The organism is Halomonas rhizosphaerae, assembly GCF_030010555.1.
Taxonomy (GTDB): Bacteria; Pseudomonadota; Gammaproteobacteria; order Pseudomonadales; family Halomonadaceae; genus Halomonas; species Halomonas rhizosphaerae.
The window spans coordinates 152222-165495 of sequence record NZ_JASCQP010000028.1 but is presented as its reverse complement, the minus strand read 5'-3'; the positions used below and the strand labels follow the sequence as shown (position 1 = coordinate 165495).

13 protein-coding genes are annotated in these 13274 nt (G+C 68.0%); 11 read left to right on the top strand and 2 right to left on the bottom strand.

Translation table 11 applies throughout. From position 1 onward, the window contains the following. The first annotated feature begins 125 nt into the window (after nucleotides 1-125). Complete coding sequence (locus tag QLQ83_RS12970) at nucleotides 126-1166, top strand: DNA-binding protein (protein WP_282735939.1); 1041 nt, start codon at nucleotides 126-128, stop codon at nucleotides 1164-1166. 50 nt (nucleotides 1167-1216) lie between these two features. Here QLQ83_RS12970 and nfuA read toward each other — a convergent pair whose 3' ends face one another. After that, nucleotides 1217-1807 carry a Fe-S biogenesis protein NfuA gene (nfuA, locus tag QLQ83_RS12965; RefSeq protein ID WP_282735938.1) on the bottom strand — a complete coding sequence of 197 codons (591 nt, stop codon included), beginning with the start codon at nucleotides 1805-1807 and terminating at the stop codon, nucleotides 1217-1219. A 307-nt stretch (nucleotides 1808-2114) separates the two neighbouring features. On the opposite strand from nfuA, the gene metH reads away from it, so the two are divergent. The 4 genes from metH (at nucleotide 2115) to QLQ83_RS12945 (ending at nucleotide 9490) form a co-directional block, all read left to right on the top strand. Then, nucleotides 2115-5816, top strand: a complete 3702-nt coding sequence (gene metH / locus QLQ83_RS12960) for a methionine synthase (RefSeq protein WP_282735937.1) — start codon at nucleotides 2115-2117, stop codon at nucleotides 5814-5816. 52 nt (nucleotides 5817-5868) lie between these two features. After that, nucleotides 5869-7197, top strand: a complete 1329-nt coding sequence (locus QLQ83_RS12955; RefSeq protein WP_282735936.1) for an MATE family efflux transporter — start codon at nucleotides 5869-5871, stop codon at nucleotides 7195-7197. 117 nt (nucleotides 7198-7314) lie between these two features. Further along, nucleotides 7315-8967, top strand: coding sequence for a nitrite/sulfite reductase (locus QLQ83_RS12950; RefSeq protein WP_282735935.1), 1653 nt, complete (start codon nucleotides 7315-7317; stop codon nucleotides 8965-8967). Next, nucleotides 8960-9490, top strand: coding sequence for a DUF934 domain-containing protein (locus QLQ83_RS12945; RefSeq protein WP_282735934.1), 531 nt, complete (start codon nucleotides 8960-8962; stop codon nucleotides 9488-9490). The genes QLQ83_RS12950 and QLQ83_RS12945 overlap by 8 nt, the downstream gene beginning before the upstream one ends. A gap of 65 nt (nucleotides 9491-9555) precedes the next feature. On the opposite strand, the gene smrA is transcribed toward QLQ83_RS12945, so the two are convergent. Next, nucleotides 9556-10149 carry a DNA endonuclease SmrA gene (smrA, locus tag QLQ83_RS12940; RefSeq protein ID WP_282735933.1) on the bottom strand — a complete coding sequence of 198 codons (594 nt, stop codon included), beginning with the start codon at nucleotides 10147-10149 and terminating at the stop codon, nucleotides 9556-9558. Between the two features lie 115 nt (nucleotides 10150-10264). Here smrA and QLQ83_RS12935 point away from each other — a divergent pair, with 115 nt between their 5' ends. The 6 genes from QLQ83_RS12935 to QLQ83_RS12910 all read left to right on the top strand — a co-directional run bounded on the left by QLQ83_RS12935 (nucleotide 10265) and on the right by QLQ83_RS12910 (nucleotide 13273). Beyond that, nucleotides 10265-10708: a gamma-glutamylcyclotransferase family protein gene (locus tag QLQ83_RS12935; protein ID WP_282735932.1), complete on the top strand. Its 444-nt coding sequence runs from the start codon at nucleotides 10265-10267 to the stop codon at nucleotides 10706-10708. Nucleotides 10709-10777: 69 nt separating this feature from the next. Continuing rightward, nucleotides 10778-11125, top strand: coding sequence for an arsenate reductase family protein (locus tag QLQ83_RS12930; RefSeq protein WP_282735931.1), 348 nt, complete (start codon nucleotides 10778-10780; stop codon nucleotides 11123-11125). Between the two features lie 46 nt (nucleotides 11126-11171). Further along, on the top strand, nucleotides 11172-11795 hold the full coding sequence (wrbA, locus tag QLQ83_RS12925) for an NAD(P)H:quinone oxidoreductase (RefSeq protein ID WP_282735930.1): 624 nt from the start codon (nucleotides 11172-11174) through the stop codon (nucleotides 11793-11795). Beyond that, nucleotides 11792-12184, top strand: coding sequence for a DUF2069 domain-containing protein (locus QLQ83_RS12920; protein WP_282735929.1), 393 nt, complete (start codon nucleotides 11792-11794; stop codon nucleotides 12182-12184). The genes wrbA and QLQ83_RS12920 overlap by 4 nt, the downstream gene beginning before the upstream one ends. A gap of 43 nt (nucleotides 12185-12227) precedes the next feature. Then, on the top strand, nucleotides 12228-12929 hold the full coding sequence (locus tag QLQ83_RS12915; RefSeq protein ID WP_282735928.1) for an AzlC family ABC transporter permease: 702 nt from the start codon (nucleotides 12228-12230) through the stop codon (nucleotides 12927-12929). After that, entirely contained in the window at nucleotides 12926-13273 is a 348-nt protein-coding gene (locus tag QLQ83_RS12910; protein ID WP_282735927.1) for a branched-chain amino acid transporter permease, read from the top strand. Before QLQ83_RS12915 ends, QLQ83_RS12910 begins: the two co-directional genes overlap by 4 nt. Nucleotide 13274 lies beyond the last annotated feature (1 nt).

The window sequence follows — 13274 nt, the reverse complement described above, 5'->3', positions numbered from 1 at the left end:
GTCATTTCGTAAATATAATTACGTAGTACGTAATATGTAATTATCTTCAATATCGCACCGCCAACGGGTACACTGCCTTCGATAGCCAAGGGGCGGACCCGGCAGACAACCACGAGGAGATGGCCATGGCGCGCAGCGGCGTGCGTTACGAGGATGTCCAGCGGGCCATCGATGCCCTGCTGGAGAAGGGAGAGGCGCCCAGCGTGCACAAGGTGCGTGAGGTGCTGGGGACCGGCAGCTTCACGACCATCAGCGAGCACCTGAGGGAGTGGCGGACGCGGCGAGAGGAGAACCGCGACCTGCCGCCACCGCGTGGCATGCCCGAGGCCCTCCAGGAACTCGCCGAGGCGCTCTGGGAGAAGGCCCAGGCATCCGCCAATGAGGCCCTCGCCCACTACCGGCAGGAGGCAGAGGGCCGCGTGGAGACAGCGCGGGAGGAAGCCGGCGAGGCCGCGCGCCGAGCCGAGGACGCCGAGCAACGCGAGTCGGCGCTGGCCGCCCACCTGGCGCGCACCGAGCAGCGCCTCGAGGAGCAGAGCGGCGAGCTGGCGCGCCGCGAGTCCGAGCGCGATGTCCTGGCGGAGCGCGAGGCGAAGCTCGCCAACCGGCAGGCGCGTCTCGAGTCGCAGCTGGCGAGCCTGCAGCAGGAAAACGAGCGGCAGGCTCGCGAACAGCAGCAGGCCCTGACCGAGCAGGCTGCGCGTCACCAGGAGCGCCTGGCGCGGGAGGAAAAGCGTCACGAGAGTAGCGAGGCGCGCCTGATGGGGCTGCTCGACGAGGCGCGCCAGGAGCGACAGGCCGCCGACAAGGGGCATGCCCAGCGGCTGCAGCAGCTCGAGGCGAGGCTGGAGCGGGCACAGCAGCTGGTGCAGGAGGCGCGCGCTGCCCTGGCCGAGGAGGAGAAGCGCCACCGCGAGACCGAGTGGTCACGCCACCAGGCCGAGGAGCGAACCCGGACGCTGCAGCACGAGCAGGCCCTGATGCAGGCGCGCATCGACGAACAGAAGCAGCTGCTGGAGGAGCAGGTGCGCCGCCTGCGCGACCTGGAGACCCAGCTCCATCGCTGCCTCTGGCAGGCACCGCTGCCTGACCGGCCCCGCGAGGAGGTGTGGCAGAACGACGAAGGCCCCGCGGGTGCGGGGCCTTCGAAAGCGGAGTCAGAGTGAGGCGCGGGAAGCCTGGCGGCTTCCCCGGGGCATCGCCCGTCGTCGCTTGCCTAGCGGTAGTAGGCGTTGGTGGTATCCGTGTGGTCGGTCACGTCGCGGATGCCGGCGAGCTCCGGGATGCGCTCCAGCAGGGTCTTCTCCACGCCGTCCTTGAGGGTGAGGTCCACCGCGGCGCAGCCCTGGCAGCCGCCACCGAAGGCCAGTACGGCCACCTGGTCCTCGGTCAGCTCGACCAGCTTGATCTCGCCACCGTGGGAAGCCAGTCCCGGGTTGATCTCGCTGTAGAGGATATAGTTGACGCGATCCTCGAGCGGGCTGTCGGCATTGACCTTGGGCATCTTGGCGTTGGGCGCCTTGATGGTCAGCTGCCCGCCCATGCGGTCGGCGTTGAAGTCGACCACGGCCTCCTCGAGGAAGGGCAGGCTGTTCTTGTCCAGGTAGACACGGAGCTTCTCGAGTTCCAGCAGCTCGTCGCTGAGCTCTTCCTCGCCTGGTCGGCAGTAGGCCAGGCAGGTCTCGGCGTAGGGGGTTCCCGGCTGGGTGATGAAGATGCGGACCGCGATGCCCTCGACGTTCTGCTTCTCGAGCAGTTCGGCAAGGTAGTCCTGGGCGCTGTCGGTAATCTGGATGCTGTCGCTCATGGTGCTCTCGCTATCGCGTCATGCCGCGCCGAGGTGGCGTCGCGACATGTACTGAAAGTGTGTTGCCCTCAATGGTAAGCGACCCGCGCGGCCGACACAATCCCGACTGAATTGCTGGGTTTTTGCCTGCCCCCTGCCGCGGCGCCGAGGCTTTTGCTAAGATGAGCGCCTTTCCCGGCGGTCTGCCGATGTCCCGCAGTCCGGCAGGTCTGCCCCTTGCCGCAGCGTAACCCCTCGACGAGACGCCCCAGGCGCCCCGCTGCCGGCTCGCCCCCTGATGTCCCTTCGCTGGAGATTGATTCGACCCATGGCCGCCGTTCCCACAGCCCTGACCGCCACCCTCCATGATAGCCTTTCGCGACGCATCCTGATGCTCGATGGGGGCATGGGGACCATGCTGCAGAATGCCGGGCTTTCCGAGCAGGAGTTTCGTGGCGAGCGTTTCACCGACTGGCCGAGCGACCTCAAGGGCAACAATGACCTGCTGGCCCTGACCTGCCCCGACCTGGTGACGCGGATCCACCGCCAGTATCTGGAAGCCGGCGCCGACATCGTCGAGACCAACACCTTCAACAGCACGCGTCTCTCCCAGTCCGACTACGGCATGGAAGCGCTGGTGCCCGAGCTCAACCGGGAGTCGGCGCGCCTGGCCCGTGCGGTCTGTGATGCCGTGGCCGAGGAAACCGGCGTGCCGCGCTACGTGGCCGGCGTGCTGGGCCCCACCTCGCGCACGGCCTCCCTGTCGCCGGACGTGAATGATCCGTCCAAGCGCAATGTCACCTTCGACGCCCTGCGCGAGAACTACTACGAGGCTGCCGAGGCGCTAATCGAGGGCGGCTCCGACCTCATCCTGATCGAGACCATCTTCGACACCCTCAATGCCAAGGCGGCGATCTACGCCCTGGAGGAGCTGTTCGAGGCGCTCGGCGAACGGCTGCCGGTGATGATCTCCGGGACCATCACCGACGCCTCGGGACGCACCCTTTCAGGCCAGACCACCGAGGCGTTCTGGAACTCGGTACGCCATGCCCGCCCGCTCTCCATCGGGCTCAACTGCGCCCTGGGGGCAGCGGAGCTGCGGCCCTATGTCGAGGAGCTCGCCACCAAGGCGGATACCTTCGTCTCGGCCCACCCCAACGCTGGCCTGCCCAACGAGTTCGGCGAGTACGACCAGACCCCGGAGGAGATGGCAGCGATCGTCGCCGAGTTCGCCGAGAGCGGCCTGGTCAACATCATCGGCGGCTGCTGCGGTTCCACCCCCGAGCACATCGCGGCGATCCACGACGCCATCCAGGGGATGGCGCCGCGTCGGGTGCCCGAGCGGGCGCGCGCCTGCCGGCTCTCCGGGCTCGAGCCCTTCAACATCGAGGCCGACTCGCTGTTCGTCAACGTCGGCGAGCGCACCAATGTCACCGGCTCGGCGCGCTTCAAGCGGCTGATCGTCGAGGAGGACTACACCACCGCGCTGGAAGTGGCCCTGGAGCAGGTAGAGAACGGCGCCCAGGTCATCGACATCAACATGGACGAGGGGATGCTCGAGTCCGAGGAGGCCATGGTGCGCTTCCTCAACCTGATCGCCGGCGAGCCGGACATCGCCCGGGTGCCGATCATGATCGACTCCTCGAAGTGGGCGATCATCGAGGCGGGACTCAAGTGCGTGCAGGGCAAGGCGGTGGTCAACTCCATCTCGATGAAGGAGGGCGAGGACGCCTTCCGCGAGCAGGCCACGGCCTGTCGTCGCTTCGGGGCCGCCGTCGTGGTGATGGCCTTCGACGAGGCCGGCCAGGCCGACACCTTCGCCCGCAAGACCGAGATCTGCCAGCGCGCCTACCGGATCCTGGTCGACGAGCTCGACTTCCCGCCGGAAGACATCATCTTCGACCCCAACATCTTCGCCATCGCCACCGGCATCGAGGAACACGACAACTATGCCGTGGACTTCATCGAGGCCACCCGCTGGATCCGCGAGCACCTGCCCCACGCCCTGGTGTCCGGCGGGGTCTCAAACGTGTCGTTCTCCTTCCGCGGCAACAACCCGGTGCGCGAGGCGATCCACTCGGTGTTCCTCTACCATGCGATCCGCGCGGGCCTGACCATGGGCATCGTCAACGCCGGCCAGCTCGCCGTCTACGACGACCTGCCGGCGGAGCTGCGCGAGGCCGTGGAGGACGTGGTACTCAATCGCCGCAGCGACAGCACCGAACGGCTGCTGGACCTGGCCGACAAGTACAAGGGCGATGGCAGCGGCCCGGCCAAGAAGGAGGACCTGGAGTGGCGCTCCTGGGAGGTCGAGAAGCGCATCGCCCACTCCCTGGTCAAGGGGATCACCGCCTACATCGAGGAAGACACCGAGCTCGCCCGGCAGCGGGCCGACCGGCCCATCGAGGTGATCGAGGGGCCGCTGATGGACGGCATGAACGTGGTCGGCGACCTGTTCGGCGCCGGCAAGATGTTCCTGCCCCAGGTGGTCAAGTCGGCCCGTGTCATGAAGCAGGCGGTGGCCTACCTGATCCCCTACATCGAGGCCGAGAAGAGTGCCGACACCCAGGCCAAGGGCAAGATCGTCATGGCCACGGTCAAGGGCGACGTCCACGACATCGGCAAGAACATTGTCGGCGTGGTCCTCCAGTGCAACAACTACGAGGTCATCGACCTCGGCGTGATGGTGCCCGCCGAGAAGATCCTGCAGACGGCCCGTGACGAGAACGCCGACATCATTGGCCTCTCCGGACTGATCACTCCGTCGCTGGACGAGATGGTCCACGTGGCCAGGGAGATGCAGCGCCAGGGCTTCGATCTGCCGCTGCTGATCGGTGGCGCCACCACCTCCAAGGCCCACACCGCGGTGAAGATCGAGCCAGGCTATGAGCATCCGGTGATCTACGTCACCGATGCCTCGCGCGCCGTCGGCGTGGCCGGCAAGTTGCTCTCCCCCGCCCTGAAGCCAGCCTACATCGACGAGATCCGTGCCGAGTACGAGACGGTGCGCGAACGCAATGCCAAGCGTCGCCCCAAGGCCGCCGACCTCTCCTACGCCGAGGCCCGCCAGCGCAAGCCGGCCATGGACTGGGACGGCTACACGCCGCCGCGGCCGGCGATCACCGGCCTCAAGGTATTCGACGACTATGACATCGAGGAGCTGGTCGAGCGCATCGACTGGACACCCTTCTTCATGAGCTGGCAGCTGGCCGGCAAGTACCCGAAGATCCTCGACGATGCGAAGGTCGGCGAGGCCGCTCGCAGCCTGTTCGCCGATGCCCAGGCGATGCTGCGCAAGCTGATCGACGAGAAACGCATCCAGGCCCGCGGCGTGATCGGCCTGTGGCCGGCCAACAGCGTCGATGACGACGTCATCGAGGTCTATGCCGACGAGTCGCGCCACGCGGTGATCGAGCGGCTGCATCACATCCGCCAGCAGACCACCAAGAACCGCGACGGTGTCTGCCACAGCCTGGCCGACTTCATCGCGCCCAGGGAGAGCGGCAAGCCCGACTGGATCGGCGGCTTCGCCGTCACCACCGGGCATGGCGTGGAGGCCCTCGCCGAGCAGTACAAGGCCGCCGGCGACGACTACAACGCCATCCTGGTCCAGTCACTCACCGACCGGCTGGCCGAGGCCTTCGCCGAGCGCCTCCACGAACGGGTCCGCAAGGAGTTCTGGGGCTATGTGCCGAACGAGACGCTGGACAACGATGCCCTGATCGCCGAGAAGTATCAGGGCATCCGCCCGGCACCGGGCTACCCGGCCTGCCCCGACCACACCGAGAAGGCGACCCTGTTCCGCCTGCTCCAGGCTACCGACAACGCCGGGCTCGATCTCACCGAGAACTTCGCCATGTGGCCCGCCGCCGCGGTGGCCGGCTGGTACTTCTCTCACCCGCGCTCGAAGTACTTCTCCACCGGCAAGATCACTCGGGACCAGGTCGAGGCGCTGGCCGAGCGCAAGGGCATGGCCATCGAGGAACTCGAGCGCTGGCTCGCGCCGGTGCTCTCCTACGACCCGGCCTGACCCTTCGGGCCCGCCGCGGCGGGCCGCCTGCCCTCACCTGCCCGGAAGACGGATGCTGCCCGAGCCCACCCGCCGCCAGACGATCCTGCGCCTCGCCCTGCCGATCATCGCCGGCATGCTCACCCAGAGCCTGCTCAACCTGATCGACGCGGCCCTGGTGGGATCGCTCGGCGAGGTGCCGCTGGCCGGCGTGGGCATCGGCGGCTATGCCATGTTCCTGATCACCGCCGTGGTCTTCGGGCTCTCCTCCGGCGTCCAGGCCCAGACGGCGCGTCGCCACGGCGAGCAGGAGTGGGAGCGGCGCGCGATGGCGCTCAACGCCGGCCTGGTGATCGCGCTGGCGGCAGCCTTGCCCCTGACCCTGCTCTGCCTGTGGCAGGCGCCGCGCCTGCTGGGGCTGATCAACCAGGACCCGGCGGTCACTGCCGAGGCGGTGGGTTACTTCCGCTGGCGTGTCGTCTCGCTGATCCCGGTGGCAATGATCTTCTGCTTCCGAGGCTACTGGAACGGCATCCAGCAGACCGGCATCTATCTGCGCATCATCCTGGTGATGCATGCCATCAACGTGGTGGCGAGCGTCGGGCTGATCTTCGGACATCTCGGTCTGCCGGCCATGGGCGCGGCCGGGGCCGGGGCCGGCACGACACTATCGCTCTTTGCCGGGCTCGCCGTCTGGGCCGGGCTGAGCCTTCGCCACGCCACCGCCAGCGGCTTCCTCGCCGGCCTGCCCCGGCGCCCTACCCTGGTCACCACCCTGCGCCTGGCCACGCCCCACTCCTTCCAGCAGCTGTGGTTCGCCGCCGGCTATGCCGTGCTGTTCTGGATCCTGGGCCAGATCGGCACCGCCAGCGTTGCGGTGGGCCATGTGCTGGTCAACCTCTCGCTGTTGCTGATCCTGCCCGGCGTCGGGCTGGGGATGGCGGCGATGAGCCTGGTCGGCCAGGCCCTGGGCCGCCAGGCCCATGGCGAGGCCCACCGCTGGGGCTGGGACGTGGTGCGGCTGGCCTGGCTCTGCCTGGCGGTGCTGGCCGTGCCGATGGTGCTGTTCCCCGAGGCAGTGCTCGCGCTCTTTCTCCGCGACCCGGACCTTATCGCCATGGGCCGGGTGCCGCTGCAGCTCACCGCGCTGATGATCGTGCTGGATGCCGCGGCGCTGGTGTTCGCCCAGGCCCTGCTCGGTGCCGGCGCCCACCGCACCGTGATGGCGACCACCCTAACCCTGCAGTGGCTGGTCTTCCTGCCGCTGGCCTGGTGGGTAGGGGTCGTGCTCGACCAGGGGCTGGTCGGCATCTGGTGGGTGCAACTGGGCTACCGCTGCCTGAACTCGGCCGGGTTCGTGCTGATCTGGCAGCGGCGGCGCTGGCAGGCGCTGGTCATCTGAGACCGTCGTCATTCCATTTTGCATATAAACTATAAACATTTATTCTTTTCTAGAATAAAACTCAGGCGGTAAGGTAGCGTCATTGTCCGCCACTTCCCAGCATCAGGAATGCGCTGAATGTATCGTTACGACACCCACGATCAGACGCTGGTCGATGAACGCGTCGCCCAGTTCCGCGACCAGATGCGCCGCTATCTCGCGGGGCGGATCAGCGAGGAGGAGTTCCTGCCGCTGCGCGTGCAGAATGGCCTCTATATCCAGCGCTATGCCCCCATGCTGCGCATCGCCATTCCCTACGGCATGCTGGCGTCCTATCAGCTGCGCAAGCTGGGCGAGATCGCCGCCCGCTATGACCGCGGCTATGGCCACTTCACCACCCGCACCAACCTGCAGCTGAACTGGCCGAAGCTCGAGGATGTGCCGGATATCCTCGCCGAGCTCGCCAGCGTGCAGATGCACGCCATCCAGACCAGCGGCAACGATATCCGCAATACCACCACCGACCAGTTCTCCGGCGTGGCCGCCGACGAGGAGGTCGATCCACGCCCCTGGTGCGAGCTGATTCGCCAGTGGTCGACCTTCCACCCCGAGTTCGCCTACCTGCCGCGCAAGTTCAAGATCGCCGTGACCGGCGCCGTCGAGGATCGCGCCGCCATCCAGGTCCACGACGTGGGCTTGCGCCTGTGGCGTGATCGCGACGGCGAGGTGCGCGTCAGGGTGCTGGCCGGCGGGGGCCTGGGCCGTACGCCGATGATCGGCGAGGTGGTCCGCGAGGACTTGCCCTGGCAGCACCTGCTGACCTACCTGGAAGCCCTGGTCCGGGTCTACAACCAGTTCGGCCGGCGTGACAACAAGTTCAAGGCGCGCATCAAGATCCTGGTCAAGGCGCTGGGGGTCGACGAGTTCCGTCGCCGCGTGGAGGAGGAGTGGGCCCACCTCAAGGATGGTCCCCAGACCCTGACCACCGGCGCCGTCGAGGCCGTGGCGGCGCACTTCGTCGAGCCGCCGCGCCGTGAGGTGCCGGCCGAGGCCATCGCGGCCTTCGAGCGGCTGCGCGGCGAGAACCGTGCCTTCGCGCGGTTCGTCACCAACAACGTCACCGACCACAAGGTGGCCGGCTACAAGGCCGTGACCCTGTCACTCAAGCGTCGCGAGCACTCCCCCGGGGACGTCACCTCGGAGCAGATGGCGGCCATCGCCGACCTGGCCGACGAGTTCGGCCACGGCGAGCTCCGGGTCACCCACGAGCAGAACCTGGTGCTTACCGACGTGCCGGTGGATCGCCTCGAGGCGCTCTGGCAGCGGCTGGAGGCCCTGGGCATGGCCAACCCCACCGTGGGCACCCTGGCCGACCTGATCTGCTGCCCCGGTGGCGACTACTGCGGCCTGGCCAATGCCAAGTCGATCCCGGTCGCCCACGCCATCCAGGAACGCTTCGAGGACCTAGACTTCCTCTACGACCTGGGGCCGCTGGAACTCAATATCTCCGGCTGCATGAATGCCTGCGGCCATCACCATGTCGGCCATATCGGCATCCTCGGCGTCGACAAGAAGGGCGAGGAGTATTACCAGATCTCGCTGGGCGGCAGCCAGGGCAATGGCACCTCCCTGGGCAAGATACTGGGGCCCTCGTTCTTCCGCGAGGACGTGCCGGAGGTGATCGACAAGCTGCTGCAGGTCTATGTCGGCAGCCGCCAGCCCGACGAGACCTTCCTCGATACCTATCGCCGCATCGGCCTCAAACCCTTCAAGGAGCGTGTCTATGCCTGAGCAGACCGTCACCCGCCCGCTGATCGTCAATCGCCGCCTTGTCGAGGATAACTGGGCTCGCCACGACGAGGAGACTGCCCCGGCGCAGGGTCGCGCCCTGGTTCACCTGGAGGTATGGCAGGCCGCAGGCCGTCGCGACGACCTGGCCCCCTTGCTGCCCAGCGACACCGAGCTCACGCCGGCGCTCGCCGAAGAGCTGATGGCGGCCCCGCTGATCGGCATCGACTTCCCGAAGTTCACCGATGGCCGGGGCTACAGCCTCGCCCGGCTGCTGCGCGAGCGGCACGGCTATCGGGGCCAGATCCGCGCCCTGGGTGATGTGCTGATCGACCAGCTGTTCTACATGTCCCGCTGCGGCTTCGATGCCTTCTCGCTGCGCGAGGACCAGGTCGTCGAGGATGCCCTCCGCGCCCTGGATACCTTCAGTCGCGGCTACCAGCCGGGCACCGACAACCCCGAACCACTGTTCCGTCGTCGCCTGCGCGAACTCGCGCAGCGGCGCGCGCAACCCGCCCTGGCCTGACGCCCCTTGCCTATGCAGGGCACGCTGCCGGCCCTCGGGTCGGCAGCGTCGTTTTCCCGCGCGCCTCAGCCGCGTCGCTTCTGCTGTCGCTCCCGGTTCGCCGATCTTGCCCGCTCGCTCTTGCGCAGCATCACCCAGGTCGCGCCCAGGCCGCCGTCTGCCTGGCCCGCCGAGACATAGGCCTGCACCTCGTCGAAGGCGCCGAGCCACTTCGCCAGGTAGGAACGCAGCACATTGGGCGGGCTGTCGATCTCGCGCCCCCTGCCGTGGACGATCAATACCGAGCGCAGGTCGTGGGCGTAGGCCTCGCGGATGAAGGGCGGCAGCAGGCGCCGGCACTCCTCCAGGGGCCGACGCAGCAGGTTCAGGCTGGCCTGCACCGGGTAGCCGCCGTGGCGCAGGCGGTCGACCACCGCCTGCTGGATGCCGTCCCGCTGGAAGGACAAGGGGTCGAAGGGCGGCACCAGGTCGACGAAGTCGTCGGAGAGAAAGTCGCGGCCCGCCGTCTCGGCCGCGGCACTCTCGCGCCTGGCCAGCTGGGCCTCGCTGGGCGCGCGGCGTGCTCGCCCGGGATCGGCGCGGTTGGTGGCGCTGCGCAGGGGACGCACATCCTCCATCAGTGCCCGGAAGTCCACGTCGTCGCGATTCGCTTGGCTCATTGGGCACCTCCTGGACGTCATGGGGAAATGCCATCCTAGCAGAGCCGCTCCGGCGGCTTAAGTCGCCGGCCCGATCATGGCAGGATGACTCTCTGCCCCATGACAAGGATGCCCCATGCGATCCCTCAAGTGGCTGGGGGCCCTGGCCCTCGTCGGGCCGTTGGCCCTGGCCGGCTGGCTGTGGCTGTCCCTGCTCAGTCCCTGGACCTACGACCGCCCCGACCACCTGCCCCCCGTCCAGGAGGGGGCCCATCGGGTCTTCGTCTATGGCACCCTCACTCACGCGCCGGTCCGCTGGCTGGTCTACGGGCGTGTCGGCGACCCCGAGCCCGCCGTGCTGACGGGCTTCGAGCGCACGGGGCTCGACCTGTCGCCGTCCCCCGGCGCACGGGTCGAGGGGCTGCTGCTGCGCGTCGAGGCCGAGGAACTCGCGCGGCTCGATCGCTACGAGCGCCTCGGCATCCGCTACGAACGGGTGCGCCAGACGCTTGTCGATGGGCGGAAGGCCTGGGTCTACCGGCGGCTGCCGACCGAGGGCGACGAGGGAACGGCGGAGTGACGCCGGGGTGGTCCTGCCGTACCCCGCTGATACAATGACCGCCACCTATCTCGGGTCCGAGGAGCTTCCATGGCCAGCATCACTCTCTACCACAACCCGCGCTGTTCCAAGTCACGCCAGGCCCTGGCCCTGCTCGAGGAGGCCGGTGCCGAGGTGACTATCCGCCGCTACCTTGACGAACCACTGGATGGCGATGAGCTCCAGGCCCTGATCCGACGCCTGGAAGGGCATCTCTCGGCGCTGGTGCGGTGTAACGAGACCGAGTGGAAGCAACTGGGGGCCGATGCCGACGATTCCCGCCAGGTGATCGATGCCATCGTCACCTACCCGCGCATCCTGCAGCGGCCCATCGCCGACGATGGGCGACGGGCGATCATCGGCCGTCCACCCGAGGCGGTCTGCACCCTTCTCGACTGATCCCGTCCTCGTGCGACCCTGTCTCTTCCGTCCCCCAGGAACCCCCATGACCGAACACCGCCCCTATGTGCTGATCCTGTTCTACTCTCGCCACGGCGCCACCCGCGCCATGGCCGAGCGCCTCGCCGCTGGCGTCGAGTCCTGCCCGGGCATCGAGGCCCGCCTGCGGACCGTGCCACCGGTCTCGGCCACCTGCGAGGCCGTCGACCCCGAGATTCCCGACGCAGGCGCCGTCTATGCCAGCCTCGATGACCTGCGCCACTGCGCCGGCCTGGCCATCGGCAGCCCGACCCGCTTCGGCAACATGGCCGCCCCCCTCAAGTACTTCATCGACGGCACCAGCGAGCTATGGCTCGGCGGTGCCCTGGTCGACAAGCCGGCCACCGCCTTCACCTCGACCTCGAGCCTCCATGGTGGCCAGGAGACCACCCTGGTCTCGATGCTGCTGCCGCTGCTGCACCACGGCATGGTCTATGCCGGCCTGCCCTACAGCGAGATCGAGCTGATGGAGACCACCGCCGGCGGCACGCCTTACGGGGCGAGTCACCTCGCCGGCAAGCGCAGCGACCGCCCACTGGACGAACATGAGCGCCACCTGGCCTTCGCCCAGGGCAAGCGGGTGGCCCGGCTGGCCCTGGCCCTCGCGGCCTCGCGCCGGGAGGCCTCATGAGACAGTGGCTGGAAGGACTGGAAACCCGCAAGGGACTCGATCGACTGACTGATGGGTCGCGCCGGCTGGTGCTGGGCAGCTACGGCCTACTGCTGGTGCTGATGGTCTATCGTGGCGTGATCGTCACCACCGACGGCAATCCCCTGGTGCCCCTGCTGGCCTTCGTGCTGCCGCTCGCACTGTTCCTGCCCTCGATCCTCACGCGTCGTCCTCGCGGCCACGCCTGGCTGGCCTTCGTCAGCCTGCTCTACTTCACCCAGGGAGTGATGGTGGCCACGCTTCCCGGCCAGGGGCTCCGCGGCAGTGCCGAGGCCCTGGTCGCCCTGGCCCTGTTTGTCGGCTGCACGGCCTACGCCCGTTTCCGCAGCCGGCAGCAGCGGGCCGGCTAGCGGAGTGTCACCGTTATCGCCCAGGGGGACAGGGAGGTCCACGGTGCTCAAGCGTCACGCCTGGCAGGAAGCCGGTGTCACCACCCTGCCGGTCATGTTCGGCTACCTGCCGCTGGGGGCGGCCTTTGGCATCCTCGCCATCGAGGTGGGCGTCCCGGCCTGGGGGGCGATGCTGATGTCGCTGCTCATCTATGCCGGGGCCGGGCAGTTCCTGGCCGTCGCGCTGCTCGCCGCCGGGGCGGGCCTGGTGGAGGTGGCGGTGGCCACCCTGATGCTGAACTCCCGCCATCTCTTCTATGGCCTGTCCCTGCTGCGCCGCTTCCAGGATGCCGGCTGGCGCAAGCCGTACCTGGTCTTCGCGCTTACCGACGAGACCTATTCGCTGCTGACCACTCACGCCGGTGATGCCGGCCTGGACCATGCCCAGGCCTTTCGCGTCAGCCTGCTCAATCAGCTCTGGTGGGTGCTGGGCTCGATGGCGGGGGTGCTGATCGGCACGACCCTGACATTCGACAGCCGCGGCATCGAGTTCGCCCTGACGGCGTTGTTCATCGTCCTGACCCTGGAGCAGGCCCGGCGACTGCGCCAGTGGCTGCCCTTCACCATCGCCCTGGCCACCGGTCTCGGGGCCATGCTGCTGCTACCGGAGCGCCATCTGCTGCTGGGGGCCATCGGGACGGCGAGCCTGGTGCTGCTGGCCGACTACCGCCGTCGGCAGGACCGACAGCCTGGAGGCTCAGCATGAACAACCTTGACCTGCTGGGTTTCATCATGGTCTGTGCCGTGGCGACCTTCGCCACTCGGGTGCTGCCCTTCGTGGCGCTGGCGCGCCAGGCGGAGCACCCGCTGATCCTGCACCTGGGGCGTTATCTGCCACCGGCGGTGATGATGATCCTGGTGCTCTACGCCCTGCGTGACTTCCGTCCGTTGGTCGACGGCCACCTCAATGCCGCGGCCGATGGCTGGCCGATGATCCTCGCCTCGCTGGCGGTGGTCGGCCTGCACCTGTGGCAGCGCAACGCTCTGCTGTCGATCATCGGTGGCACCGGCGCCTACATGGCGATGGTGCAGCTGGGGTGGGCACCATAAG

Excerpts from the sequence above, each read along its gene's own strand:
- QLQ83_RS12945 (WP_282735934.1), top strand. The coding sequence starts at position 8,960 with ATGCCTGAGCAGACCGTCACCCGCCCGCTGATCGTCAATCGCCGCCTT.
- smrA (WP_282735933.1), bottom strand. The coding sequence starts at position 10,149 with ATGAGCCAAGCGAATCGCGACGACGTGGACTTCCGGGCACTGATGGAG.
- QLQ83_RS12955 (WP_282735936.1), top strand. The coding sequence starts at position 5,869 with ATGCTGCCCGAGCCCACCCGCCGCCAGACGATCCTGCGCCTCGCCCTG.
- QLQ83_RS12970 (WP_282735939.1), top strand. The coding sequence starts at position 126 with ATGGCGCGCAGCGGCGTGCGTTACGAGGATGTCCAGCGGGCCATCGAT.
- QLQ83_RS12910 (WP_282735927.1), top strand. The coding sequence starts at position 12,926 with ATGAACAACCTTGACCTGCTGGGTTTCATCATGGTCTGTGCCGTGGCG.
- QLQ83_RS12935 (WP_282735932.1), top strand. The coding sequence starts at position 10,265 with ATGCGATCCCTCAAGTGGCTGGGGGCCCTGGCCCTCGTCGGGCCGTTG.
- metH (WP_282735937.1), top strand. The coding sequence starts at position 2,115 with ATGGCCGCCGTTCCCACAGCCCTGACCGCCACCCTCCATGATAGCCTT.
- wrbA (WP_282735930.1), top strand. The coding sequence starts at position 11,172 with ATGACCGAACACCGCCCCTATGTGCTGATCCTGTTCTACTCTCGCCAC.
- QLQ83_RS12950 (WP_282735935.1), top strand. The coding sequence starts at position 7,315 with ATGTATCGTTACGACACCCACGATCAGACGCTGGTCGATGAACGCGTC.
- QLQ83_RS12920 (WP_282735929.1), top strand. The coding sequence starts at position 11,792 with ATGAGACAGTGGCTGGAAGGACTGGAAACCCGCAAGGGACTCGATCGA.
- nfuA (WP_282735938.1), bottom strand. The coding sequence starts at position 1,807 with ATGAGCGACAGCATCCAGATTACCGACAGCGCCCAGGACTACCTTGCC.
- QLQ83_RS12930 (WP_282735931.1), top strand. The coding sequence starts at position 10,778 with ATGGCCAGCATCACTCTCTACCACAACCCGCGCTGTTCCAAGTCACGC.